Source organism: Rhizobium sp. BK313 (genome assembly GCF_014193655.1).
In the GTDB taxonomy this organism is placed as follows: Bacteria; Pseudomonadota; Alphaproteobacteria; order Rhizobiales; family Rhizobiaceae; genus Rhizobium.
Genome location: NZ_JACHZQ010000005.1, coordinates 1 through 24,709, shown reverse-complemented (window position 1 = coordinate 24,709; position 24,709 = coordinate 1). Strand labels below are relative to the sequence as shown.

Genomic DNA, 24,709 nt, shown 5'->3' with positions numbered 1-24,709 from the left:
GTCAAACCATCAGGGCCCGGTTTTTCCGGGCCCTTCACTATCAGGTGGCCTCATGTCCGGTTCTGTCTCTCCGCTCGCTCCCAAATCCTTCGTTTCCATGCCGGCTTTGCGCGGCGTGCGCATGACCACGGCATCCGCCGGTATCAAATACAAGAACCGGACCGACGTCCTGCTCATGGTTTTCGACAGGCCGGCCGCCGTCGCGGGTGTCTTCACCCGCTCGAAGTGCCCATCGGCCCCCGTCGATTTCTGCCGGTTCAACTTGCCGCATGGCAGCGCCCGGGCTGTCGTCGTCAATTCCGGCAATGCCAATGCCTTCACCGGCCTGAAGGGCCGTCAGGCGACCGAGCTCACTGCCAAGTCGGCCGCGGCTGCCGTCGGCTGCGGCGAAAACGAAGTTTACCTCGCCTCGACTGGCGTCATCGGCGAGCCGCTGGATGCGACCAAGTTCGCAGGCGTTCTCGACACCATGGCAAAGGATGCGACCAGCGACTTTTGGTTCGAGGCCGCCAAGGCGATCATGACCACGGATACCTATCCCAAGGTCGCGACCCGCAGCGCCGAGATCGGCGGCGTCAAGGTAACCATCAACGGTATCGCCAAGGGTGCCGGCATGATCGCGCCTGACATGGCCACCATGCTCTCCTTCGTGGTCACCGATGCGGATATCACCTCCACTGCCCTGCAGACGCTGCTGTCCGAAGGTGTCGGTCCGAGCTTCAATTCGATGACGGTCGACAGCGACACTTCGACGTCGGATACGCTGATGCTGTTTGCCACCGGTGCCGCCGCCGCTGACGGCCAGGCTCGTATCGAGCGTGCCGACGATCCGAAGCTTGCCGCTTTCCGCACCGCGCTGAACGAGCTCCTGAAGGATCTCGCCGTCCAGGTTGTTCGCGACGGGGAAGGCGCCACCAAGATGCTGGAGATCACCGTGACCGGCGCCGAGAATGACGCGGCCGCCAAGCGCATTGCGCTCTCGATCGCCAACTCGCCGTTGGTCAAGACCGCCGCCGCCGGCGAGGACGCCAATTGGGGCCGCGTCGTCATGGCTGTCGGCAAGGCCGGTGAAATGGCCGACCGCGACAAGCTCGCCATCTGGTTCGGCGATGTCCGTGTCGCCGTCAATGGCGAACGTGACGCCTCCTATTCCGAGGAAGCAGCCTCCAACGTGATGAAGCGGCAGGATATTCCTGTGAAAGTCGATCTCGGGCTCGGCAATGGCCGCGCGACGGTCTGGACCTGCGATCTCACCAAGGAATATGTTGCCATCAATGGCGACTACCGGAGCTGATACCCTGCCGATGCATGTGCAGTCCACAATGAACAAGCTGCCTTTGGTGCGCAGACTCGAAGCGGTCGGCTTCCGGGCATGGCCTGCTTCATCCGTGCAGTATGACGGCAGCTGGCAAGTGCGGTTGACGGCGGGGCATCCGTCGAAACGGCTGAACTGTGTCGTACCGCTCGACCCCTCCGACCATCGCGATTTGGAAATCCGGCTGACAAAGGCGCAGCGCAAGTTCGAAGCCTATGGCCGGCCGATGGTGGTGCGCGAGACGCCGCTGGCCTCGCCGATGCTGATCAATCTTTTAAAGGGCCAGGGCTGGACGCGGTTCGATGAGAACATCGTCATGACCGCCGATCTCATCGATCTCGAATTGCCGGATGCGCTGGATCACCTGCCGAGCCATGATGTCGGCCGTTATGTGGACGCCAGCCTGCTGGTGGACGGGGCCGATCCGATCTTGAAGCCGGCGCTTGCCGAAGTAGTGAGCGGCATCAAGCCGCCATCGGGTCTTTTCGTCATTGAGAACGATGAGGCCGGACCGGTGGCGACGACGCTCTGCGTGCAGGACAACGATCTTGCCGGCATCATGTCGGTCTCGGTCGCGGCGGAGCATCGTCGCAAGGGCCTGGCGATTGAGATACTGACCTCTGCGTTGCGCTGGGCTCGTATGCGCAGTGCCAGGACTGCGTGGCTTCAGGTCGGCGTGTCCAATGAACCGGCGCTGGCGCTCTATGCCCGTTTCGGTTTCCGCGAGGCCTATCGTTACTGCTACTGGCGCTCTCCGGGGGAAGCATGAGCGAGACCGGCCGCAAGATCATTCTCGTCGCCGCCTGCGCGCTCATCGACACCGATGGCCGCATCCTGCTGGCGCAACGGCCGGAAGGCAAATCGCTTGCCGGCCTCTGGGAGTTCCCCGGCGGCAAGGTCGAGCCTGGCGAGACGCCGGAGGAAACGCTGGTGCGCGAGCTTCAGGAAGAGCTCGGCATCCAGACGAAGATTGCTTGCCTCGCCCCGCTGACCTTTGCCAGCCATACCTACGAAACCTTCCATCTATTGATGCCCCTTTATGTATGCCGTCGCTACGAGGGCATTCCGCATGGCCGCGAGGGCCAGGCAATCAAATGGGTGCGGCCGCTGGCGCTACGCGATTATCCGATGCCGCCCGCCGATGAGCCGCTGATCCCGTTTTTGCAGGACCTTCTCTGAGAGCCATTTCGAGCATTTCCCCCATTTAGCTTTGCCGGAATTGCCTTTTGTTAGATTTCCTTAAAGCGGAAGTTCGATTTGGCGAGCTGATCGACACTTGGCCTGGAAGCTTTACTCGAAGCCTTATGAGATGAATCCTCCTTTGAGCCTTGGCGTAGCAGCTCCGTCAATAGCTCGGTCTGTCTCGTTGAATGCCGGCTGATCGTTTCCAGATATTCGAGCATTAATCCGAAGGCGATGGTCACGATGCCGCCAAAAGCGGCTGAAATGGCGCCGGGCAGCACCGCGATAAGGCCGGTTGTATTTCCAATGAAAAACATCGCGACGGCAGCTAGGATCGCAACGACAATAAGCAAGCCACCTGCGGCTTTGAGTAAACCTACCATTATATTAGCTCCACACAACTTATAGTAATGATATCCATTTTATGCGTCCTATCAAGACGGGTGGAGGTAGTAGTTCAATTTTTCAGTGCATTATAGAATCTTGCTTCTTATGGCTGTCTCAGCCGATCGGATTGGATGCCTAAAAGCAGGGCGAATGGTTTAGCGGATTTCTAGCATACCGTTCGGTGCGTCCAGGGCGCCACACAGCAAGTATGGTTAACGAAAATTAGCCATTTTAAATCAGGCTGGTAGCCCGAATCGGGCACTGTCCCAGAACTTTAGGTCTCTTTAATTTGCATGTGGATATTAAGGGATCGTTTATGACCTTCTGGCATTGAATGATCTCAATCAAGCGGTTGGTGTGTGCGTTAAAGAAGGCTTGACATTATGGACGACGATTTCTGGAAAGCTGTTCAAGAAAAAGAACAGTCATATTCCTCGTCGCGCAAGACGGGCGCGTTGAATATCGCCTTGCTGTTCGGAACGGCGGCGGTGGCGCTTTCGCTTATCCTGACGCCAATGCTTTCCGACAAGTCCAGGTCACGCGTGCTTGCCAGTGCGCCGGATCTTGACAACATCACCACCGGTTCCATCCCGCAGACGGAAAACGGCAAGCGTTACACCATCCGCCGCAGCGTGCTGCAGCAGGAGCCGGGTTCAGTTTGCATTATTCAGGGCTATGGCGCCGACAGCGGCTGCTGATCGTTATACGAGTACAGCCTATCGGGTGCCATGAACGCGCCGGATTCGCACTTTACCGGGAATTGCTCTAGGAGCCTGAAGCGTATGCGTTCCGTACGGCGTTTTTTCAATGACAAGACCGGCAGTACGGTCATCGAGTATGGCCTGATCGCCGCGCTTCTTTCGGTCGCGATCATCAGCGGTGTCGGTGCTTTCGGCGACAGCCTGTCGGGCGTGTTCAATCATGTCTCCGACGCGATCAACGGACCCGCTACGTCCACGAACTAGCGTGGCTCGCCCAATTCAGCTCTATTGCTTCAGCTTGTGCTCCTCGACCTTCAGCGCATCGGCGAGCCGCGCCTTCGCCGAACCTGGCCGCAAAGGCTTCTGCTGGCTTTCATGCGGCGTCCAGCCGGACGCGTAGATGATCGAGAAGGTCGCCCTTATTCTACCGTCGGGATCGGAATAACGTTCGGCATAGAGTTCGGCGGCGCGCAGGAAGAAGGTGCGTGTCAGCGGCTTGCGGCTGCGGTCGGCCAGCGGATTGGTCATGCCCATGGCACGCAGGTCGCGCATCAGCGCAAAAAGGTTGTCGTAGCGCACCGTATAGGTCTCGGCATCGATCACCGGCAAGGTGAACCCCGCACGCTGCAGCAGGCCGCCGACATCACGAACATCGGCAAAGGGAATGACGCGTGGGCTGGCGCCGCCGGTGAGTTCGATCTCGGTCGCTAGCAGCACGTCGCGCAGCTCCTGCAGGGTGCCGGAGCCGGGGATCGCGGCCAGAAACAGGCCATCGGCCTTCAGCGCGCGGCGCACCTGGATGAAGACGCCGGGTGTATCATTGGTGACATGCAGGCTGAGCGGCGACAGCACGAGATTGACCGACTCCGCTTCCAGCGGCAGCTCTTCCAATGGGGCTTTGACTAGCCTTTCGCCCGGTGCTGCAAAACCAGGCTCGCTTTCGATGCGTCTGATATGGCCGATCTTGCCGGTCGCGAACGCCTCGCGCGCGGCAATTCCGGTCGCGCCATGCAGCTCGACCGCCTCATCGAAATGCCGCTCGATGACGGAGAGCCGTTCGGCCAGCTCGCGGGCGGCGATCTCCAAAAGGAAAGCGGCTTTCTGATCTCCTTGAGCGAGCGCGCGGCGCCTGCGGGCGGCAAGCAGCGATTGGTCGAACACGATTTCCATGGCGGATTCCTGCAGTCATGAATGTCTATGGCGGAGGCGTTGCGTGCGCCTGTTTTTCCCTTCGCAAAGGCGCCAGGAAAAAGCTAGTGTCAACCATATGGGGATGATGGGACGCGAAATCACGGCATCGATGCTGCGGACCGGCTTGATAAAGCCGTGGTCGGTGCTGGCCGATATCATCTATCCGCCGGCTTGCGCCGGCTGCGGCGTTTCCACGGGCGCACATCGCAGTCTTTGCCCTGCCTGCTGGTCCGGCATCCGTTTCATCGAGCGGCCCTATTGCGAGGTGCTGGGCAGTCCGTTTTCCCATGATCTCGGAACGGGGATCCTGAGCGCCGAGGCGATCGCCGATCCACCCGTGTTCGACCGGCTGCGCTCGGCGGCAATTCACGACGGCGTCGTCCGCGATCTGGTGCTTGGATTGAAATATCGCGATCGCACCGATCTGGCGCCGATGATGGCCGGCTGGATGCTGCGCGCCAGCGACGGCGCGATCGCCGCCTGTGATGCCATCATTCCGGTGCCATTGCATCGGGCGCGGCTGTTCTCGCGCAAATACAATCAGGCGGCGGAACTTGCTCGTCATCTGGCACGGCTTTCCGGCAAGCCGCTGCTCGCCGCGACGCTGTTGCGCACGAAGCGGACGAGCCAGCAGGTCGGTCTCGGGGCGAGGGCGCGCCAGGACAATGTGCGTGGTGCCTTCGCCATTGCCGAGGGTCGCGCCGGCGATGTTTTTGGCCGTCGTGTCGTCCTGATCGATGATGTCTATACGACGGGTGCTACGGTGGCTGCGGCGACGCGGGTGTTGAAAAAAGCAGGCGCGGCTGACGTGACGGTTTTGACCTTTGCAAGGGCTGTCGGCGATCCTATATGACAGTAAACCTGTCTTTTTTCGGAGTGGATCATGGCATCCGTTGTCATCTATACGCGTGAATTCTGTGGCTATTGCGCCCGGGCGAAATCCCTGCTTGACTCCAAGGGCGTCGAATATGTCGAACACAATGCTACCTATTCGCCCGAGCTGCGTCAGGAGATGATTTCGAAGGCGAAGGGCCATTCGACCTTCCCGCAGATCTTCATCAATGGCGAGCATGTCGGCGGATGCGATGATATTCATGCGCTTGACCGGGCCGGCAAGCTCGATCCGCTGCTTGCCGCCTGAACCGGATCAAACGGGAGAGAAAGATGACCTTCAAAGCCGCCGCCATCCAGATGTGCTCCGGTGTCGATCCGGTAAAGAACGCTGCCGATATGGTGCGGCTGGTTCGTGAGGCTGCGGCGCAAGGCGCAGTTTATGTGCAGACACCGGAAATGACCGGAGCGGTGCAGAAGGATCGGCCGGGTCTGCGCGCCGTCCTGCGAGACGAGACCAATGATATCATCGTCAAGACAGCCGCAGAGCTCGCCCAGGAGCTCGGCATCCATCTGCATGTCGGCTCGACACCGATCGCGCTCGACGACGGCAAGATCGCCAATCGCGGCTTCCTCTTTGGTCCGGACGGTAAGCTGCTCAGCCGCTACGACAAGATCCACATGTTCGACGTCGATCTCGACAATGGCGAGAGCTGGCGCGAGAGCGCGGTCTATCGTCCCGGCTCCGAGGCGCGCATCGTGTCGCTGCCCTTTGCTGAGCTCGGTTTCTCCATTTGCTACGATGTCCGCTTTCCGCAGCTATTCCGCGCGCAGGCCGTTGCCGGCGCCGAGGTGATGACGGTACCGGCCGCCTTCACCAGGCAGACAGGCGAGGCACATTGGGAAATCCTGCTCCGGGCCCGCGCCATTGAAAACGGGATGTTCGTCATTGCCGCTGCTCAGGCTGGATTGCATGAGGACGGCCGCGAGACTTTCGGCCATTCGATGATTATCGACCCCTGGGGCAGGGTGCTCGCATCGGCCGGCGGCACCGGCGAAGCGGTTGTCGTCGCCGAGATCGATGTCGCCGCAGTCAAATCCGCTCACGACAAGATCCCCAACCTTAAAAATGCGCGCGAGTTTTCGCTGGAGAAGATCGCGACGCCGGCGGCTGGAGGCGTCGCTGCTTGATCCGTTATTCGCTGAGATGTGACAACGCCCACGAGTTCGAGGGCTGGTTTTCGGAAAGCGCCGATTTCGACCGACAGGTCGCAAGCGGTTTCCTGACCTGCCCCGTCTGCAATTCGGGGGCGATCTCCAAACTCCTGATGGCGCCGTCGGTTTCCACCGCGCGCAAGAAGGAGGAATTGCAGACGCTTGCCATGGACACTGCGCGCAAGGAAGCCTTGATCAAGCTGAAGGAGGCCGTCGACGCCATCAAGGCTAACGCCGAGGACGTTGGCACGAAATTCCCGGAAGAAGCCCGCAAGATCCACTACGGCGAGGCGGACGCGCGGGGCATCATCGGCAAGGCGACGCCGGACGAGGCGCAGGCCCTGGTCGAAGAAGGCATCGAGATCGCCGCCATCCCGGTGTTGCCGGACGATATCAACTGATGCCGCGTGGCGGCAAACATCTCGCCATGTATAATTTCGGGCTGCATGTCGCGTCCTATGATAGCCCTGCGGTCGAAGGATTTCGTGTGCGGGAAGCGGCAAATTTCGAGGCGGCCGCCCGAGCCCATGGCTTCGTCGGCCGCTCCGGCTACGACGGCGAACCGGGGCCGGCATGCTGGGGAAAGCAGGTTTTCCCGCGCTTCATCGAAGGAAGCGGTTTTGCGACGGCGCCATCTTCCTTATCGCTTTGGACCGATATCGAATCCCTGATGGCATTTTCCTACAATGGCGTTCATGCCGATGCGCTCAAGCATGCACGGTACTGGAACGTGAAACAGCTATGGCCGCCGCTGGTGCTTTGGTGGGTGGATGCCAATATCATTCCGGAATGGAAAGACGGTGTCGAGCGGCTGGAACGGCTTCACGACGAGGGACCGAGTGCTGCGGCGTTTTCGTTTAAGCAGCCCTATGTTGCCAACGGTGCCCCGGCGACGATCGACCGCAGCAGAGTGAAGGAGATCACAGCGTTGAATGCCGAAAGGCAAAGTGATCTGCTGGCGCATGTCCTGACGCTGAAAGCTTAGCGGAAAAATACCTAGCCTCCCGTGGCAGGGTGATTTCACTCCGCCCGCTTTGCCAGCAGCATATAGTTGACATCCATGTCCTTCGACAGGTTCCATCGATCCTGCAGCGGCGAATAGAAGACGCCAGTGCGGGCAATGATGTCGAGTCCGTTTGCGGCGAGCGGCTTTTCGATCTCTTCCGGGCGGACAAGCTTCTCATATTGATGCGTGCCGCGCGGCAGCCAGCGCAGGACGTTTTCGGCGGCGAAGATGGCCAGCGCCGCTGCTTTCATGGTCCGATTGATGGTGGCGACGAACATCAGACCGCCGGGGCGCACCATCTTGGCGCAGGTCGAGAGGAAAAATTCGACATCGGCAACATGCTCGACCACTTCCATATTGAGCACGATATCGAAAGTCTCGCCGGCCTCCGCCAGCTGCTCGGCGGTGACGGCGCGATAATCGACGGGAACGCCGGAGGCTTTCGCATGCGTCGAGGCGATGCCGATGTTCTTTTCGGAGGGGTCGGCGCCGACGACCGAGGCGCCCATGCGCGCCACCGGCTCCGACAGCAATCCGCCGCCGCAGCCGATATCGAGCACGCGCAGGCCCTCCAGCGGCCGTGCGCTCTTCGGATCTCGCCCGAAATTCTCGCAGGCGTGGTCGCGGATGTAGGCCAGGCGCACCGGATTAAACTTGTGCAGCGGTTTGAACTTGCCGGTCGGGCTCCACCATTCCGCCGCCATCGCAGAAAAGCGATCCACTTCGCTCTGGTCGATCGTGCTTTTCGCCGCTTCCGTCATGGTCTCGCTCCTTGGTCTACGCCGCGTCACCCGCCTGAACAATTGCACGGGTGACACCCTGGTAGATGTGAAGTCGGACGATCAGAAGCCGATGTCAAGGGTCCGGCTGTCTCGACTGCCTGCGGCGACTATGCCTCAGCGCGCAGGAACAAGCATCCGGCGCAGCGTTCCATCTTTCAAAAGGAACTGATGGCAGAGGGCAGCTGCAGCATGCAGGCCAATGAGGATGATGAATGCAGGGTTGCCCAGGCCTTTCCACATCTGACACTGGCCTGAAGCAGCATTGGGCGATTCAATTTTTCATCATGCCCGGTGTTTCCGACTGTGCTTTACGCCGTTGAAGACATCAGCCAGCAAGGCCAGGACAAGCGCCACTGCACCACAAAGGAAGATGATGCCGTAATTTTCACCGGTATGGATGAAGAGATAGGAATAGCCGTAGCCGCCGAGCGCCTGGAACAGAGCGAAAGCCGTCGTTGCCCGGCTCCAGGCGGCGCGCTGGTCGATATGGCTGTGCGGCAGGATTTCCTGAATGCGACCGAGCACCAACGGCACGATGCCCGGAGTAAAGATGCCGAGCAGTACCGTGGCAAAAGCGACCAGCCAAGGATTGCCCGATGTGGCCAGAATGGCGCCGGCGACCGCCTGAAGCAGCAGCGCACCGCGATAGGCGGACGCAAAGCCGATGCGATCGGCAGCATAGCCGGCCAGAACCGGACCGGTGATGGCGGCAACGCCGTAGAGCACCCAGCAGGCTGCACCGATGTCGGCGCCACGACCGAGACCACGGGCGACATAGTCGACCAGCAGCACCATGGCAGGCACGAGGCCAAGGGCATTGGCGGCATATTGGCCGTAGAGGATGCGCAGCGACCATTCGCTCTTGGCTGCGAGATGGTGGTGGGTCGCAGCATGTGTCGCCGGCGACGGTGGATTGGTTGCCGGCCAGCCAAACCAACTGACGGCGGTCAGGATGAGCGACAAGACCCCTAAGCCGATCCAGGTTTCGCGAAGGCCAAGGCGCAGCAGTGCCGGTACCAGGGTTCCCGAGGCGGCGATGCCGAGACCGAGGCCGAGGAAAATCATGCCGCTGACGAAGCCGCGGCGGGCGACGGGGATATGTGGCAGGATGCTGGTGGCGACCAACACCATGATGGCGCCGCCGGCAAGACCGGAAAGGAAGCGCCAGACAAAGAACCATGTGACGGAGACAGGGAAGGCACAGGCGAAGAAGGCGGCGGTGGCGGCGACCATCAGCAGGCGCAGCGCTTGACGGTTGCCGAGACCAGCAGCCAATGGCCGACCGAGCAGCGCCCCGGCGAGATATCCGGCAAAATTGGCAGCGCCCAACGTCACCGTATCGCTGGCAGAAAACCAGTGTGCGTCGATGAGCGGTGGGATCAGCGGCGTATAGGCGAAGCGGGCGAGACCGATGGTGACGAGGCTGCCGCAGAGGCCGGCTGTCGTGGCGTACCAGGCAGCGGCGTTAAGGGGCGCGGGTTCGGTAACGGAGTGAGAGCGGCTCGAATGGCGTAAGGGAGCGGACATGGCAAAAAGCTTCTCTGTTCGGAGCGGCTTGCCGTCTCCGGTTTGGTGTTTCTTGAAGAGGGGGAGTTTTATGACGGAGACTTATCCGTCAGGCCTGCTTTCGGGCAGTGGCCACGGCAAGGTCAGCATGGCCATTGCTGGCCGCAGGATACCATCCAGCAACTCGCGTTCGGGGCGGACGCGGACAAGGACGCGCAAACCGAATTGCACGGAGAGCAGCAATTTGGCGATATCCGCCGGCGGCTGGTTTGCTGGGATTTCGCCGCTTGCCTGCGCGGCGGTGACCGAGCGAAGGAAAAAGGCTTCGATCTCGGCCGTCTCATCGGCGACGACACGCTGTATCTCCGGATCTTCGGAGCGGGCCTCCAGGGCCGTGTTGACCAGTAAGCAGCCACGATGTTCGGCATCGGCCAGGGAACGTTCGACGATCTCCTGGAAATAGCCGACAATGGTGAGGCCCGGCGAATAGGTTGCCTCCATCCGCGCGATGCGGCTATGTAGGTTCCGATCGAGATAGTGCTTGAGCGCCTTCAGATAGAGGCCACGCTTGTCACCAAAAGCATTATAGAGGCTCGCATGCGTCAGCCCCATGCGGTCGGTCAGATCGCGGGTCGAGGTCGCCTCATAGCCTCTCGACCAGAATATCTCGCCCGCTGCTTCCAGAACGCTGTTCTCATCGAATTGCCGGGGTCTTGCCATTGGAATTCTCGCTGAATCTGCCCAAGTCGACGGTGTTTTAGTTGTGGAGCGTACGCTCTAAAACGCGATATAGAGCAACTGCTCTAAAATGGCAAGGGGATTGACGCCCCGCAAAAAGAGGGTGACAGCGAATTGCTTGACATTCGGGGAGGTCTGCGACCGATCAATTATCACGATTGTCAAATGTGCGTTTACATCCAAAGCTATTGTGACGCGTCAGGTCACGGGAAGCCCTTCATGCGATCATTCTTTCATCCGGCTGTAATTGTCATTTCTGGCTTTGCGGTGAGCTCTGCGTTTGCCGGTGACGGCAAGGGATTTCGTCTGACGATCGACGGCGTTGAAGTGGGCATCAATCCTGGCGATACGCTGGATGTGACCACCAAGGACGGACGCAAGCTTTCGGTGGAACTGCAGCGCAGCGATACGGTCACCTTTGCCGGCGACAAATTTTCCTTCGACCATGACGGCCAATTCACCGTCGCAAAAAGTGATTTGAGCGAAGGCATCACCCAATATGCCCTGATCACACCGATCGGCACCGGAGTCGTCGTGCAGCAATACAAGGGCCTCAATCCTTCCAGCATCACCGATTTCGTCCTCCAGCAGATGGTTCAGGAAAGCCTCGACGGCGGCGCAAAGATGACGAAGGAAACCACGCAGCGAACGCTTGCCGCCGGCAACGTGTTGAAGGGCGTCAAAGCGGAGACGGCAACGGCCAACGATGTCATGGATTACGAAATCGCCGCGATCGGCCGTCCCGACGGCGGCATTCTCGTCGCCACCTTCATCAACAAGGAAAATATCGCCAAGGAAGGTGTAATCCTCGACAGGCTCTGGTCGAGCCTGAAGGTGGATTATTGAGGGTGGATGGCGCGAAAGCCAACTGACCCGCGCTATTGCACCCGCCAGCCAAACTCGCTAAGAGACGCCCCCATTGAGATCAGGCTTTTCCGGGTATCGCACCGGAAGGGCGATTTTGCATGCCGGGCTCATAGCGTTTCGGCCGCCCGGCGCTGGTACTGGTAGAGGCACATGGCACGCATCGTGATGAAATTCGGCGGGACGTCCGTCGCGGATCTGGACCGTATCAAGAATGTCGCCCGCCATGTGAAACGTGAGGTCGACGCGGGCCATGAGGTCGCAGTCGTCGTTTCCGCCATGTCCGGCAAGACTAACGAACTGGTCGGCTGGGTACAGAATATGCCGAAAGTCGCCGGCGCCGATCATTCGATCTATGACGCTCGCGAGTATGACGCCGTCGTCGCTTCCGGCGAGCAGGTAACCTCCGGGCTCCTGGCGATCGCGCTGCAGGCGATGGGCATCAATGCCCGCTCCTGGCAGGGCTGGCAGATCCAGATCAAGACCGACAACGCCCACGGCGCGGCACGCATTCTCGAAATCGACGGCAGCGAAATGATCCGCCGCATGAAGGAAGGCCAGGTCGCCGTCGTCGCCGGCTTCCAGGGCCTTGGCCCCGACAACCGCGTCTCGACGCTCGGCCGCGGTGGTTCCGATACCTCGGCGGTGGCGATCGCCGCCGCGGTGAAAGCTGATCGCTGCGATATCTATACCGATGTAGACGGCGTCTACACGACCGATCCGCGTATCGAACCGAAGGCGCGGCGTCTGAAGAAGATCGCCTTCGAAGAAATGCTGGAAATGGCCTCGCTCGGCGCCAAGGTGCTGCAGGTGCGCTCGGTCGAGTTGGCCATGGTCTTTAAGGTCCGCACTTTCGTGCGCTCCTCTTTCGAAGATCCCGATGCTCCGGGCATGGGCGATCTGTTGAACCCGCCCGGAACGCTGATTTGTGACGAGGAAGAAATCGTGGAACAGGAAGTAGTCACCGGCATTGCCTATGCCAAGGATGAAGCCCAGATCTCGCTGCGCCGTCTCGCCGACCGGCCGGGCGTCTCCGCCGCGATCTTCGGGCCGTTGGCCGAAAGCCACATCAACGTCGACATGATCGTCCAGAACATCTCTGAGGACGGTTCCAAGACCGATATGACCTTCACGGTTCCTTCGGGCGATGTCGAAAAGGCGCTGCGCGTTCTCGGCGAGAACAAGGAAAAGATCGGCTACGACGTCATCCAAAACGAATCGGGTCTCGTCAAAGTCTCCGTCATCGGCATCGGTATGCGTTCGCACGCTGGCGTTGCTGCGACTGCTTTCCGGGCACTTGCCGAAAAAGGCATCAACATCAAGGCTATTACGACGTCGGAAATCAAGATTTCCATCCTTATCGACGGTCCTTATGCAGAACTGGCAGTCAGGACTTTGCATTCCTGCTACGGTCTGGATAAGAGTTGATTCAGGACTGCTGACGACGGACCGCGACGGAGGGGAGTTTCGGCCGGCCCTGAAGTGGGCAAGACTGGCATAATATCTTGATTTCGGGAGCTAGAGACGCAATGAGAGACCTATCCGGCGGTCCACGCGTTCTGCTCAAGCGGCTGCGCGAACTCATGGCGGAGCCGCTGGAGCCGCAAGAGCGTCTTGACCGGATCGTCCGCCAGATTGCCAGCAATATGGTCGCCGAAGTCTGCTCGGTCTACGTGTTGCGCGCCGATGGCGTGCTCGAGCTCTACGCCACCGAAGGTCTTAAGAAAGAAGCCGTCCACCTGTCGCAACTGAAGATGGGCCAGGGCCTGGTCGGCACGATCGCAGCTTCCGCCCAGCCGCTCAATCTCTCCGACGCGCAGTCGCATCCCGCCTTCCGCTACCTGCCGGAAACCGGTGAAGAGGTCTACCACTCCTTCCTCGGTGTCCCGATCTTGCGCACGGGCCGCTCGCTCGGCGTTCTCGTCGTCCAGAACAAGGCGAGCCGCAACTATCGCGAGGAAGAGCTTGAGGCGCTCGAAACGACGGCGATGGTATTGGCCGAGATGATCGCCACCGGCGAGCTGAAGAAGATCACCAAGCCGGGTCTCGAGCTCGATCTCACCCGTTCGGTCACCATCGACGGCGATAGCTATAATGAAGGCATCGGCCTCGGCTATGTCGTGCTGCACGAGCCGCGCATCGTCGTCACCAATCTCCTGAACGAGGATACCGAAAAAGAGATCCGTCGACTGGCGGATGCACTTGGTTCCCTGCGCATATCCATCGACGACATGCTGTCGCGCCGTGACGTCTCCATGGAAGGCGAGCATCGCGAGGTCCTGGAGACCTACCGCATGTTCGCCCATGACCAGGGCTGGGTGCGCAAGCTCGAAGAGGCTGTCCGCAACGGCCTGACCGCGGAAGCCGCGGTCGAGAAGGTGCAGAGCGATACCAAGGCGCGCATGATGCGCCTGACCGATCCGTATTTGCGCGAGCGCATGCATGATTTCGAGGATCTGGCAAACCGGCTGCTCAGGCAATTGATCGGCTATTCCGGCCGCACGACCGCCGAGGGTTTCCCGAACGATGCGATCATCTTTGCGCGCGCCATGGGCGCTGCCGAGCTGCTCGACTACCCCCGCGCCAATATTCGTGGCCTGGTGCTGGAAGAGGGTGCGGTCACCAGCCACGTCGTCATCGTCGCCCGCGCCATGGGCATTCCGGTCGTCGGCCAGGCGGCGGGAGTTGTGGCCCTTGCCGAAAACGGCGATCCCGTGATCATCGACGGCGATGGGGGTCATGTACACCTGCGGCCGATGGCCGATCACCAGCGTTCCTATGAAGAAAAGGTGCGCTTCCGCGCCCGCCGGCAGGAACAGTTCCGGGCGCTGCGTTCGGTCGAACCGGTCACCAAGGATGGGCAGCGGATTTCTCTGCTGATGAATGCCGGCTTGCTGGTCGATCTGCCGCAGCTTGCCGAATCCGGCGCGGAAGGCATCGGCCTGTTCCGTACCGAGCTGCAATTCATGATCGCATCGACCATGCCGAAGGCGGAGGAGCAGGAAGCCTTCTACCGCAATGTCATGAAGCAGGCGGGCGGCCGCGTGGTCACCTTCAGGACGCTCGACATCGGCGGCGACAAGGTCGTGCCCTATTTCCGCGCCCATGAGGAAGAGAACCCGGCGCTCGGTTGGCGCGCCATTCGCCTGTCGCTCGATCGGCCCGGCCTGCTGCGTACGCAGTTGCGCGCCATGCTGAAGGCAGCGGCAGACGGCGAATTGAAAATGATGGTGCCGATGGTCACGGAGGTCTCCGAGATCGAAGCAGTGCGCGAACTCGTGCAGAAGGAAGTTCAGCATCTGTCGCGCTTCGGGCACAGCCTGCCGCGCAAGCTGCAGTTCGGAGCGATGCTGGAGGTGCCGGCGCTGTTGTGGCAACTGGACGAGCTGATGGCCGCTGTCGATTTCGTTTCGGTCGGCTCCAACGATCTCTTCCAGTTCTCGATGGCGGTCGATCGCGGCAATGCTCGCGTGTCGGACCGTTTCGATCCGCTCGGTCGCCCGTTCCTTCGCATCTTGCGGGACATCGTGCGCGCCGGTGAGCGCAACAAGACGCCGGTGACGCTTTGCGGCGAACTTGCCGGCAAGACGATTTCGGCCATGGCGCTGCTCGGCGTCGGCTTCCGCTCGGTGTCGATGTCGCCGGCAGCCATCGGTCCGGTCAAGGCGATGCTGCTGGGTCTCGATCTCCAGGCGTTGTCTGAGGTCATGGAAGAGGCGCTGAACGACACGCATCCGACGACGTCGATGCGCGACATCCTTGTCCGCTTCGCCGAGAGCCACAATATTCCATTGTAGAACAGAACGAATAAGAAGAATCGGAGTGTGGGGTGGCGAATCTTCCCATTGAAAAAATGCGCGAGTTGGAACGCCGTTTCGGCGAGATCGAAGCGCGTATGTCGGCCGGGCCGTCGGCGGATGTCTATGTGAAGCTTGCGTCCGAATATTCCGAACTGCAGCCGGTCGTCGCCAAGATCCGCGATTACGAGAAGGCGATCGCCGAGGCTTCGGATCTGGAAGCCATGCTCATCGACAAGTCGGTCGACCGTGAGATGCGCGATCTCGCCGAGATGGAGTTGCCGGAGGTCAAGGAGCGGATCGAGGCGCTGGAGCAGGAGATGCAGATCCTGTTGCTGCCGAAGGACGCCGCCGACGAAAAGAGCGCGATCCTGGAAATTCGCGCCGGCACCGGCGGTTCGGAAGCTGCGCTCTTCGCGGGCGATCTCTTCCGCATGTATGAGCGTTTCGCGGCGAACAACGGCTGGAAGGTCGAAATCCTGTCGGCCAGCGAAGGCGAAGCCGGGGGCTACAAGGAAATCATCGCGACGATCAGCGGCAAGGGAGTGTTCTCGCGGCTGAAATTCGAATCCGGCGTGCATCGCGTGCAGCGCGTGCCGGAGACCGAGGCGGGCGGGCGTATCCATACCTCGGCGGCAACGGTCGCTGTCCTGCCGGAAGCCGAGGAAATCGATATCGAAATCCGCCCCGAAGATATCCGCATCGATACGATGCGCTCCTCCGGCGCCGGAGGCCAGCACGTCAACACCACGGACTCGGCGGTGCGCATAACCCATCTTCCCTCGGGGATCGTGGTGACGAGTTCGGAAAAATCGCAGCATCAAAATCGCGCCAAGGCGATGCAGGTGTTGCGCTCGCGCCTGTTCGACATGGAGCGCCAGCGCGCCGACAGCGAACGGTCGGCCGATCGCAAGAGCCAGGTCGGCTCCGGCGACCGTTCCGAGCGCATCCGCACCTACAATTTCCCGCAAGGCAGGGTCACCGACCACCGCATCAACCTTACGCTCTACAAGCTCGACAGGATGATGGAAGGCGAAATCGATGAAGTGGTCGATGCGCTTTTGGCGGATTATCAGGCGAGCCAACTCGCCCAGCTTGGCGAACAGGCATGACCAGCGGGCAGGGGCCGACCGTCGCGGAACTTTTCCAGGAGGTGCGTGCCCGCTTTATCGAGGCTGACCTCGATGATCCCGCTACGGAGGCCCGCATTCTCGTCGGCGGTCTTCTCGATCTTTCATCGACGGAGCTGGTCACACGAGGCGCTGATGTGGTGGCGCTGGACCGCGTGGAAACAGCGCGTGCGGCGATCGCGCGGCGCCTCAACCACGAGCCGGTGCACCGTATCCTGGGTGAGCGGGAGTTCTACGGCCTGCCGTTGAAGCTGTCGCCGGCAACGCTGGAACCGCGGCCCGATACGGAAATCTTGGTCGATACCGCGTTGCCGTATGCGCGACGCCTTGCAGAAGAACATGGGAATATCCATATACTGGATCTAGGAACGGGAACCGGGGCCATATGTCTCGCGTTACTTCACGAATGCCCGCAAGCGACAGGTGTCGGTTCCGATATTTCCAGCGAAGCTTTGGAAACGGCGCAGGCGAATGCAGTGCGTAATGGCTTGGCGGCACGGTTTGAAACCGTGCAGGGAAGTTGGTTTGAAGCCATCCACGGTCGATTTCACGTGATTGTCTCAAATCCGCCCTATATTGAGTCCAGTGTCATTTCCACTCTCGCTCCAGAAGTAAAGAATTTCGATCCTCCGGCAGCTCTCGACGGTGGCCTTGACGGGCTGGATGCATACAGAGCAATCGCAAAGGATGCGGCGCGGTTTCTACACCGAGACGGTATTGTCGGGGTGGAGATCGGTTACAATCAGCGCAAAACGGTGACTTCGGTTTTTGAAGGAGCAGGATTTTTCCTTATCGAAGCAGTTCGGGATTACGGCCATAACGACCGGACTCTCGTGTTTAAACATCATGATTGACGCGACAATTTGCTGCAGGTTCATGGAACCTTGTTGTTATCGCAAAGAAAAGGCTTGGATTTCCTGAGGAAGCGATATAGGTTGCGCTCACGCGTTGGGCGGCTGGGAATAGGTGAAACGATTCACCTGTCTTGGACAGCCTCGGGGATCCGCTCTCTGGTAAGAGTGTCAAAGGTTGAAGATAACCCAATGCGTGATCAGTTAATCTGACGTAGTCGAGCGGCAGACAGGCGCTTAAGGCGCGGTTTGCTTGCGGTACGCAGGCCTTGGCTTGGAAGTATCCGGCCATGGCAGCAGGTGCCGTGCATAATTTCATCCCAACTAAGAGAATTCAGGTGAAGGATCTATGAGGCCAGGACAGCAGAACAAGCGCGGTCGGGGGCGTGGTAACAACAATAACGGCGGCGGCGGCGGAAATAACAACAACAATTTCAACCGCAAGGGCTCGAACCCGCTGACCAGGACTTACGACAGCTCCGGTCCCGATGTGAAAATCCGCGGAACCGCACAGCATATTGCCGAGAAATATTCGGCTCTCGCCCGTGATGCACAAAGCTCCGGCGACCGCGTCATGGCGGAAAACTATCTTCAGCACGCTGAACATTACAATCGGATCATTGCCAGTGCTCAGGCGCAGATGCAGGAACGCTACCAGCGCGACGAGCATCATAACTACAACGATCGTGACAACGCCGATCGCGACATGGATGACATGGATGCGAACGAGATGGACGATCAGCCGCAGATGGCTCCCCCTCCCCCTCCGGTGCGTGCACAGGCACAGGCCCCGGTCGTCGTCCCTGCACCCGAGCCCGAGGCTATCGATGGTACTGGCCCCCAGCCGGTGATCGAAGGCATTCCGGCCGAAGTGGCGATCGAGGAAGAAACGCCCGCCGTTGCTTCCGCCGAACGTCAGCCCCGCCGCCGCAACGCCGGCAACCGTCCCCGCCGCCAGCCGCGCCGCAGCGCCGATGGAGAAGGCCAGGGCGAGGCTGCTCCGACCGACGCTCCCGCTCTGGTGGAAGCTGGTTCGGAATAAGCGATTTACTTCTCCTTCGGGAGAGGGTGCTGACTTTTGATCAGCTCAAAAACCGGAAAGGCAGCATGTTCAATGCCGCCCTTCCGGTTTTTGCTTTTCCCGCTGCCTTATTTTTTCTCGCTCTGAGGAGGCAGAGGCTTCTCGTCAATGTCATCAATCGCGGTTAAAGCCGAATTCCATATTCCACTTGATGCTTTGCGCGGAGATATTTGATGCTTTCGAGCGGTAAAGCCGGCTGCCGTTTCTGCCTTGAAAACGCGCTGCTTATCGATCAGCCATTGGGCGGGAACCGTTCCTTCTACATGCTTGGCAGCATCGATCCGACGCTGGCGCATGCCGCTATGATTATCCCCCGTCGACATGCGGAAAGTCCTTTCGATATCAGGTCCGAAGAATGGATGGACCTGGAGGAAATGCTGGCGACCGCAAAAGCCTATCTGGCGCCAGCCGATCCGGATGGCTTTACCGTTGGCTGGAATGTTGGCGCAGCCGGCGGCCAACACGTCTTTCACGCTCATCTGCACGTCATTGCCCGTTTTACCGGCGAACCCAATGCCGGCAAGGGGATACGCGCGGTCATCCGTGGCTAATTCGTCGTTTGCCTTTCGCAAGGAGTTGATGCGCCAAATCTGCCGTAGGCGGTTGGGACGGTGATTCCTCAGTCAAACTAGGATGGAGTTTGGCACTGGGTTTTTCCCTCTCGTCACCCTTTAAACTTTTCAAAATCGGTCCCATATTCTCCCCAGTTGCCTTGCCGCAAATCTCAATAGGCGGCGGGCGGGGTCTGCCTTTTCAGGGGGCTCAATCTCAGTCATCGGTCTGCGCCAGTCAGGGCAGGGCGATTCATGGAGGTCCGATATGAATATTGAAAAATACTCCGAGCGAGTGCGTGGCTTTTTGCAATCCGCGCAGACCAATGCGCTGGCGCAGGGTCATCAGCAATTCACTCCCGAGCATGTGCTGAAAGTGCTTCTGGACGACGACCAGGGCATGGCTGCGTCGCTGATCGAACGTGCCGGCGGCGATGCCAAGGCCGCGCGTCTTGCCAATGACGCCGCACTGGCCAAATTGCCAAAGGTGTCCGGTGGCGACGGCCAGGTCTATCTCGCACAGCCGCTCGCCAAGGTGTTCACCACGGCCGAAGAGGCTGCCAAGAAGGCCGGTGATAGTTTTGTCACTGTCGAGCGCCTGTTGCAGGCCTTGGCTATCGAGCCATCGGCATCGACGTCAGCCACGCTGAAGAAGGCCGGCGTTACGCCCGTCGGGCTCAATCAAGTCATCAACGATATCCGCAAAGGCCGTACCGCCGACTCCGCCAATGCGGAACAGGGCTTCGACTCCTTGAAGAAGTATGCCCGCGACCTTACCGCCGAGGCCCGCGAGGGCAGGCTCGATCCGGTGATCGGCCGCGATGACGAAATCCGCCGCACCATCCAGGTCCTGTCCCGCCGCACGAAGAACAATCCGGTGCTGATCGGCGAACCCGGCGTCGGCAAGACGGCGATCGTCGAAGGTCTGGCGCTGCGCATCGTCAATGGCGACGTGCCGGAATCGCTGAAGGACAAGAAGCTCATGGCGCTCGACATGGGTGCCTTGATTGCCGGCGCGAAATTCCGCGGCGAGTTCGAAGAGCGGCTGAAGGCCGTGCTCAACGAAGTACAGTCGGAAAACGGCGAGATCATCCTCTTCATCGACGAGATGCATACGTTGGTGGGTGCCGGCAAGGCCGATGGCGCGATGGATGCCTCGAACCTGTTGAAGCCCGCGCTTGCCCGCGGCGAGCTGCATTGCGTCGGCGCGACTACGCTCGACGAATACCGCAAGCACGTCGAGAAGGATCCGGCGCTTGCCCGCCGTTTCCAGCCCGTCATGGTCGAAGAGCCGACCGTCGAGGACACGATCTCGATCCTGCGTGGCCTGAAGGAAAAATACGAGCAGCATCACAAGGTCCGCATCGCCGATGCCGCCCTGGTGGCTGCCGCGACCCTGTCGAACCGTTACATCACCGATCGCTTCCTGCCGGACAAGGCCATCGACTTGATGGACGAAGCCGCTGCCCGGCTACGCATGCAGGTGGATTCTAAACCGGAAGAACTCGACGAACTCGATCGCCGCATCATCCAGCTCAAGATCGAGCGCGAGGCGCTGAAGAAGGAAACCGATCAGTCCTCGGCCGACCGGCTAAAGCGGCTGGAAACCGACCTTACCGCGCTGGAAGAGGAAGCCGATGCGCTGACCGCACGCTGGCAGGCTGAGAAGCAGAAGCTCGGTCTTGCTGCCGATCTGAAGAAGCAACTCGACGAAGCCCGCAACGAGTTGGCGATCGCCCAGCGCAAGGGTGAATTCCAGCGCGCCGGCGAACTTGCCTATGGCGTGATCCCGAACCTGGAAAAGGAGCTTCAGGCTGCCGAACAGCAGGATGGCGGTCGCGATTCCATGGTGCAGGAAGTCGTCACCGCCGACAATATTGCCCATGTCGTCTCCCGTTGGACCGGGATTCCGGTGGACAAGATGCTGGAAGGCGAACGGGATAAGCTGCTTCGAATGGAAGACGAACTGGCGAAATGGGTCGTCGGACAGGGCGATGCCGTCCAGGCGGTATCGCGCGCCGTTCGTCGCTCGCGTGCAGGACTGCAGGATCCGAACCGGCCGATCGGCTCGTTCATCTTCCTCGGCCCGACCGGCGTCGGCAAGACGGAGCTCACCAAGGCGCTTGCCCGCTTCCTCTTCGATGACGAGACGGCGATGGTGCGCATGGACATGTCGGAATATATGGAAAAGCATTCCGTTGCCCGGCTGATCGGTGCCCCTCCCGGCTATGTCGGCTACGAGGAAGGCGGCGCGCTGACCGAATCCGTCCGCCGCCGGCCCTATCAGGTCGTCTTGTTCGACGAGATCGAGAAGGCGCATCCCGACGTCTTCAACGTCCTGCTCCAGGTTCTGGACGACGGGCGCTTGACGGACGGACAGGGACGCACGGTCGACTTCCGCAATACCATGATCATCATGACATCGAACCTCGGCGCCGAATACCTGACCCAATTGAAGGAAGGGGATGACAGCGATCTGGTGCGCGAGCAGGTGATGGATGTGGTACGGGCACATTTCCGGCCGGAATTCCTGAACCGCGTCGACGAGATCATCCTGTTCCATCGCCTGAAGCGCGAGGAGATGGGTGCGATCGTCAATATCCAACTGGAACGGCTGCTGGCTTTGTTGTCCGAACGCAAGATCATCCTCGAGCTTGACGACGATGCCCGCAACTGGCTTGCCAACAAGGGCTACGATCCCGTTTACGGCGCAAGGCCGTTGAAGCGTGTGATCCAGAAATATGTCCAGGACCCGCTTGCCGAACAGATCCTGTCGGGTCAAGTGCCGGACGGATCGGTGGTCAAGGTCACCAGCGGCTCCGACAGACTGCTGTTCCGCGCGCGTCAGCCGGTCAGCGAGGCGGCATAGTCGATTGCTTCGCAACATGAACCCATGAGATGGCGGCTTTCGGGCCGCCATTTCGTTTTCGGGACCTGTGTCGCAATCACCTTGCCGCGGCATTCCGCTTCTGTGATGTTGCCATGGAGTTTGGGGAAACGTTCTGAGACGGGGAATCTGCTAGTTATCTTCGCCGGTCTGCCGGGCAATTGGGATGGACGTCAGATCATCGTCGATACTGCTGACAAGACCGCAGACGGTGCGGTTGCTGAGTTCATTGTTCTGCTGGGGCGCGATATCACTTGAAATTCCCGGTTGCCATGGCGATGGCCGGAGAAAGGCGGGAAATCAATCCTTGCTTGCGACCTGTTTCGATTTCTCGTCGCTCAAGAGCGTGTCGATACGTTTGCGCTCGTCCTCGAATTTGGCGAGTGCATCGCCGTCCAGGGTCTTGCCGCCGGGCAAGCGGATGCGCAGGGGGTCGACCTTGGTGCCGTTGACGATCAGTTCATAGTGCAGGTGTGGGCCGGTTGCGAGACCGGTCGAGCCGATGAAGCCGATCACCTGGCCCTGCACCACCTTCGCGCCCGGCACGATGCCCTTGGCAATGGCGCTCTGATGGTTGTAGGAGGAGACATAGCCGTTGGCATGGCGAATCAATGTTTGGTTGCCGAAGCCGCCGGAATCCCAGCCGGCCTTTTCGACGATGCCGTTGCCGGCGGCAATGATCGGCGTGCCGCGGGGCGCAGCCCAATCGACGCCGGTGTGCATGCGCGCAAACCCGAGGATCGGATGGCGGCGCATGCCGAAACCGGATTTGAAGATACCGGTCGGGACGGGATTGCGCAGCAGGAATTGACGGATGCTCTTGCCGTTCTCGTCGAAGTAATCGATCGAATGATCGTCCGGATCTTCGAAACGATAGAAGCGGGTGACCGTGTCGCCGAATTTGGCGTTGACGAAGAGCAGTTCGGAATCGGCCGTCGCCTGGCCGTTTTCGTCGGCGACGGAGAAGAAGGCTTCGAGTGAATCCGTCGGTTTCAACTGCGCCTGGAAATCGACGTTGCTGGCGAGCAGCTTGACGATCTGCGCCACCATCTCCCTGGTCATGCCATAGGAAAGGGCAGCACGATAGATGCCGTCATAGACGCTCGGCAGGTCACGGCCGGCGGCGACTGCAGGTGCGTCATTGTCGAAGGCGGTGGCGATGGCGTCGAGCATCGGAGGCTCGCTGCCGGCGACAAAATCGCCACGATCATTCTCGGCGACGGTCAGCACATGCTTGGTGCCGCGATAGATGCTGGCGCGGATGATCTTTGCTTGTTCGCCCTTCTGCAGGATGCCGATGCGCAACACGTCACCGGCGGAAAGATCAGAGGAACCGAACAGCGGCTCGATCTTGGCCGCAATGTCACCGGCATCCGCTTTGAGGTAGCCAGCATTTGTGAGCGCCGTCTCGATCGGTGTATCTTCGCGCACCGGAATGATGTCGTCGGCGAATTCCTGGGTCTGCGAGGTAACCGCTTCGGGAGCGGATACCGACATGTTCTCCTCAACGACGCGAGCGGCAAGTCCCGCCGTCAGGTCGACATCGGTGTCATCTGTCGCAAAGCGGCGCGGATCGACATAATAGAGCGCGGAAAGCTGGGTATTGCCATCAATCAGCACGGAGCCGTTGGAGCGAACATTCGCCTCGACCTCATCGAGTGACATCGAGCCGGCAAGCGGAAAGGGCACATCCTTGGCCGGAAAGGGCACGGTCTTCAGGCTGACCTCGGATTCCACGTCGGAGCCATAGATCGCACCCGTGCGGTTGGCCGCCGGCGGGATATTCTCATCGGCGGAGAAGATCGCCAGCGGATCGAAGGCGGGATAGCTCTCGGCGGCGACACGGTTGGTGGCGAGCGCGATCTTTACATGCGCGAAGGGCTGCCGACGCACCACTTCCTTGTCGCCGTCACGCACCACGGTCGAGACTTCCAGGATACTCCGGTCGGAAGGCTTGGATGCGATCGCCGTGGGTACCAGGCGGCCGCCGCGGGTCACCTGATCCTCTGTGCTGTCATGGTTGCCGCTGTCGGACGTTGCATAGGCTTCGGCAGGGATGGCGAGTTGCTGGCGTCCGTCAAGGGCGGCAAACAGCGCTACGCCCATCAATATGCTGGAAGTGATGCCGGTGAGGAACGTGCCCGAAAGCCAACGTAAAGAAACTTCGCGCCGGTCCGGCGCTCGCCTGCCATCGGCCAAGATTGGCGGCTCGTTGCCGAGCGATCGGAGCATCATTTTGTCCGTCATCATGCCAATCGAGATCCGGTTCCTTTATGCGAGCCGTATGGCTGGGGGCGAAGATGTGCATATTTATGACGAGGGAGTCAAATCGAGCATATCTCGCTTGTGAAGTGTCTGAGTGCTATAAGTGGTCTGTTTCCGGTGGAGGTCGGCGATATCTGGTGTCGACGGACCACGGTTCAATAGCCGGTTGCCGTCATATTTTACGACCTTCTGCGTGTAGCGTGGAGGCGGCGGCACGCGGGGATGGCGATATCGGGGATTTTCGGTGCCTGGTCTGTCCGGTTTTTAATGGCCTTCACAAATATCTCATAAGAATCAATCATTTATCCGTTTTTTGATTTTTTTCAAAATCGGCTGTTGACTGGAGGAAAGGTGTGGGATTATAAGCCCACTCACTGAACGAGGGCGGCGGCGCTGCTGGCGACGAAGTCCTTCGCTCTAGTGTTTCCT

At 60.1% G+C, this 24,709-nt stretch carries 24 protein-coding genes; 18 read left to right on the top strand and 6 right to left on the bottom strand.

All coding sequences use genetic code 11. The annotated features are described in order from the left end of the window. The first annotated feature begins 52 nt into the window (after positions 1 to 52). Genes argJ through mutT form a run of 3 tightly spaced genes read left to right on the top strand, consistent with a single transcriptional unit; the run spans position 53 to position 2,494 of the window. Positions 53 to 1,294, top strand: coding sequence for a bifunctional glutamate N-acetyltransferase/amino-acid acetyltransferase ArgJ (argJ, locus tag FHT86_RS23555; RefSeq protein WP_133709233.1), 1,242 nt, complete (start codon positions 53 to 55; stop codon positions 1,292 to 1,294). Next, on the top strand, positions 1,275 to 2,084 hold the full coding sequence (locus FHT86_RS23550; protein WP_166656876.1) for an N-acetyltransferase: 810 nt from the start codon (positions 1,275 to 1,277) through the stop codon (positions 2,082 to 2,084). The genes argJ and FHT86_RS23550 overlap by 20 nt, the downstream gene beginning before the upstream one ends. Then, the gene (mutT, locus tag FHT86_RS23545) at positions 2,081 to 2,494 is read left to right on the top strand and encodes an 8-oxo-dGTP diphosphatase MutT (protein ID WP_133709234.1); all 414 of its coding nucleotides are present in this window, start codon (positions 2,081 to 2,083) and stop codon (positions 2,492 to 2,494) included. The genes FHT86_RS23550 and mutT overlap by 4 nt, the downstream gene beginning before the upstream one ends. A 50-nt stretch (positions 2,495 to 2,544) precedes the next feature. Here the strand turns inward: mutT and FHT86_RS23540 are convergent, their stop codons facing one another. Next, positions 2,545 to 2,880 (bottom strand): hypothetical protein, encoded by a 336-nt coding sequence (locus tag FHT86_RS23540; RefSeq protein ID WP_133709235.1) that lies wholly within the window; start codon positions 2,878 to 2,880, stop codon positions 2,545 to 2,547. 387 nt (positions 2,881 to 3,267) lie between these two features. On the opposite strand from FHT86_RS23540, the gene FHT86_RS23535 reads away from it, so the two are divergent. After that, the gene (locus FHT86_RS23535) at positions 3,268 to 3,582 is read left to right on the top strand and encodes a hypothetical protein (protein ID WP_133709236.1); all 315 of its coding nucleotides are present in this window, start codon (positions 3,268 to 3,270) and stop codon (positions 3,580 to 3,582) included. A gap of 84 nt (positions 3,583 to 3,666) precedes the next feature. Next, positions 3,667 to 3,849, top strand: a complete 183-nt coding sequence (locus FHT86_RS23530; protein WP_133709237.1) for a Flp family type IVb pilin — start codon at positions 3,667 to 3,669, stop codon at positions 3,847 to 3,849. A gap of 21 nt (positions 3,850 to 3,870) precedes the next feature. Here the strand turns inward: FHT86_RS23530 and FHT86_RS23525 are convergent, their stop codons facing one another. Beyond that, complete coding sequence (locus FHT86_RS23525; RefSeq protein WP_133709238.1) at positions 3,871 to 4,755, bottom strand: class I SAM-dependent methyltransferase; 885 nt, start codon at positions 4,753 to 4,755, stop codon at positions 3,871 to 3,873. A gap of 97 nt (positions 4,756 to 4,852) precedes the next feature. On the opposite strand from FHT86_RS23525, the gene FHT86_RS23520 reads away from it, so the two are divergent. The 5 genes from FHT86_RS23520 to FHT86_RS23500 are packed head-to-tail and all read left to right on the top strand — an operon-like array spanning position 4,853 to position 7,807. Next, entirely contained in the window at positions 4,853 to 5,629 is a 777-nt protein-coding gene (locus tag FHT86_RS23520; RefSeq protein WP_133709290.1) for a ComF family protein, read from the top strand. Between the two features lie 30 nt (positions 5,630 to 5,659). Beyond that, complete coding sequence (gene grxC / locus FHT86_RS23515; RefSeq protein WP_133709239.1) at positions 5,660 to 5,917, top strand: glutaredoxin 3; 258 nt, start codon at positions 5,660 to 5,662, stop codon at positions 5,915 to 5,917. Positions 5,918 to 5,940: 23 nt separating this feature from the next. Continuing rightward, positions 5,941 to 6,798, top strand: coding sequence for a carbon-nitrogen hydrolase family protein (locus tag FHT86_RS23510; RefSeq protein WP_133709240.1), 858 nt, complete (start codon positions 5,941 to 5,943; stop codon positions 6,796 to 6,798). Further along, positions 6,795 to 7,223 (top strand): DUF1178 family protein, encoded by a 429-nt coding sequence (locus FHT86_RS23505; protein ID WP_133709241.1) that lies wholly within the window; start codon positions 6,795 to 6,797, stop codon positions 7,221 to 7,223. Before FHT86_RS23510 ends, FHT86_RS23505 begins: the two co-directional genes overlap by 4 nt. Beyond that, positions 7,223 to 7,807 carry a DUF3291 domain-containing protein gene (locus tag FHT86_RS23500; protein ID WP_133709242.1) on the top strand — a complete coding sequence of 195 codons (585 nt, stop codon included), beginning with the start codon at positions 7,223 to 7,225 and terminating at the stop codon, positions 7,805 to 7,807. The genes FHT86_RS23505 and FHT86_RS23500 overlap by 1 nt, the downstream gene beginning before the upstream one ends. Before the next feature lie 35 nt (positions 7,808 to 7,842). Here the strand turns inward: FHT86_RS23500 and ubiG are convergent, their stop codons facing one another. The 3 genes from ubiG to FHT86_RS23485 form a co-directional block, all read right to left on the bottom strand. Then, a complete protein-coding gene (gene ubiG / locus FHT86_RS23495; RefSeq protein ID WP_133709243.1) occupies positions 7,843 to 8,589 on the bottom strand; it encodes a bifunctional 2-polyprenyl-6-hydroxyphenol methylase/3-demethylubiquinol 3-O-methyltransferase UbiG in 747 nt (248 codons plus the stop codon). A 303-nt stretch (positions 8,590 to 8,892) separates the two neighbouring features. Next, positions 8,893 to 10,137, bottom strand: a complete 1,245-nt coding sequence (locus FHT86_RS23490) for a YbfB/YjiJ family MFS transporter (protein WP_183868892.1) — start codon at positions 10,135 to 10,137, stop codon at positions 8,893 to 8,895. An 81-nt stretch (positions 10,138 to 10,218) separates the two neighbouring features. Continuing rightward, a complete protein-coding gene (locus FHT86_RS23485) occupies positions 10,219 to 10,836 on the bottom strand; it encodes a TetR/AcrR family transcriptional regulator (RefSeq protein WP_133709245.1) in 618 nt (205 codons plus the stop codon). A gap of 237 nt (positions 10,837 to 11,073) precedes the next feature. Between FHT86_RS23485 and FHT86_RS23480 the strand changes: the two genes are divergently transcribed. The 8 genes from FHT86_RS23480 to clpB all read left to right on the top strand — a co-directional run bounded on the left by FHT86_RS23480 (position 11,074) and on the right by clpB (position 21,997). After that, the gene (locus FHT86_RS23480; RefSeq protein ID WP_246779637.1) at positions 11,074 to 11,700 is read left to right on the top strand and encodes a hypothetical protein; all 627 of its coding nucleotides are present in this window, start codon (positions 11,074 to 11,076) and stop codon (positions 11,698 to 11,700) included. 171 nt (positions 11,701 to 11,871) lie between these two features. Continuing rightward, complete coding sequence (locus tag FHT86_RS23475) at positions 11,872 to 13,146, top strand: aspartate kinase (protein WP_133709246.1); 1,275 nt, start codon at positions 11,872 to 11,874, stop codon at positions 13,144 to 13,146. A 101-nt stretch (positions 13,147 to 13,247) separates the two neighbouring features. Then, a complete protein-coding gene (gene ptsP / locus FHT86_RS23470; RefSeq protein WP_133709247.1) occupies positions 13,248 to 15,515 on the top strand; it encodes a phosphoenolpyruvate--protein phosphotransferase in 2,268 nt (755 codons plus the stop codon). A 32-nt stretch (positions 15,516 to 15,547) separates the two neighbouring features. Beyond that, the gene (gene prfA / locus FHT86_RS23465) at positions 15,548 to 16,627 is read left to right on the top strand and encodes a peptide chain release factor 1 (RefSeq protein WP_133709248.1); all 1,080 of its coding nucleotides are present in this window, start codon (positions 15,548 to 15,550) and stop codon (positions 16,625 to 16,627) included. Further along, positions 16,624 to 17,499 carry a peptide chain release factor N(5)-glutamine methyltransferase gene (prmC, locus tag FHT86_RS23460; RefSeq protein WP_133709249.1) on the top strand — a complete coding sequence of 292 codons (876 nt, stop codon included), beginning with the start codon at positions 16,624 to 16,626 and terminating at the stop codon, positions 17,497 to 17,499. Before prfA ends, prmC begins: the two co-directional genes overlap by 4 nt. Before the next feature lie 346 nt (positions 17,500 to 17,845). Beyond that, positions 17,846 to 18,538, top strand: coding sequence for a DUF4167 domain-containing protein (locus tag FHT86_RS23455; RefSeq protein ID WP_133709250.1), 693 nt, complete (start codon positions 17,846 to 17,848; stop codon positions 18,536 to 18,538). Positions 18,539 to 18,750: 212 nt separating this feature from the next. Continuing rightward, a complete protein-coding gene (locus tag FHT86_RS23450) occupies positions 18,751 to 19,128 on the top strand; it encodes an HIT family protein (protein ID WP_208116673.1) in 378 nt (125 codons plus the stop codon). Between the two features lie 268 nt (positions 19,129 to 19,396). Further along, a complete protein-coding gene (gene clpB, locus FHT86_RS23445) occupies positions 19,397 to 21,997 on the top strand; it encodes an ATP-dependent chaperone ClpB (protein WP_133709251.1) in 2,601 nt (866 codons plus the stop codon). 318 nt (positions 21,998 to 22,315) lie between these two features. Here the strand turns inward: clpB and FHT86_RS23440 are convergent, their stop codons facing one another. Continuing rightward, positions 22,316 to 24,265, bottom strand: a complete 1,950-nt coding sequence (locus tag FHT86_RS23440) for a M23 family metallopeptidase (protein ID WP_133709252.1) — start codon at positions 24,263 to 24,265, stop codon at positions 22,316 to 22,318. Positions 24,266 to 24,709: the final 444 nt, after the last annotated feature.